We start from the raw sequence: 593 nt of genomic DNA, 5'->3' as shown, positions 1-593 counted from the left end.
GCATCCACCACATGCCGCGATCCCTGCTGAATCTCCCGAATCGCATCCCCCGCCTCGTTCGCCAGTTCCACCCCGAGCCCGGTGCGGCTCAGGCTCGACTGCATGCTCGATACTGCGCTCAGTGACAACTCATGGTTCTTGCGCACCACGTCGACGATCTCCACGGTCGCCTGGCTGATGCTGACCATCGGCTGTTTCGGTCCTCGCACCCGAAACCTGGCGCTGGAAAACATCGCCCATCGTTGACGGAAGGCGGTCATCCTCTGCCGCCCCCCGGCAAGGGATGACCGCTTTGCCTGTTCAATAAAGATCACAAGCCATTGAAGTAAAAGCACTTATTCAACAGGCACGGTAATTGCTGCCCAAGGCTGACAGTCATTACCTACAGGTTTATTCATCATGTTGGTCAGTGCAAAACAACAGCAAATCATTCACCTGCCCAAGCCGCTGAATGACGATGCAACCGCCACGGCCGCGGCCGGCCTGCAAGGCGGCCTGCACGGCGCGATGCTGCAGACCCTGCAAAACCAGGCCCAGGCGCAAACCGCCGAAGCCACCGCCAAAGTGCAGGAATCGGCCACCCAACTGGCGAC

General features: G+C 59.5%; 2 pseudogenes. One reads left to right on the top strand and one right to left on the bottom strand.

Annotated elements, in window-relative coordinates:
- A pseudogene (locus tag ACTJK7_RS29075) lies at positions 1-176 on the bottom strand (pili assembly chaperone); the annotation flags it as partial.
- Between the two features lie 223 nt (positions 177-399).
- On the opposite strand from ACTJK7_RS29075, the pseudogene ACTJK7_RS29070 reads away from it, so the two are divergent.
- Positions 400-593: pseudogene (locus ACTJK7_RS29070) on the top strand (hypothetical protein); the annotation flags it as partial.

It is taken from the genome of Pseudomonas sp. 22085, assembly GCF_052045815.1.
Lineage (GTDB): Bacteria > Pseudomonadota > Gammaproteobacteria > Pseudomonadales > Pseudomonadaceae > Aquipseudomonas > Aquipseudomonas glycinae.
Note: the sequence above shows the minus strand (reverse complement) of the source record. Positions and strands in the feature narration are given on the sequence as shown.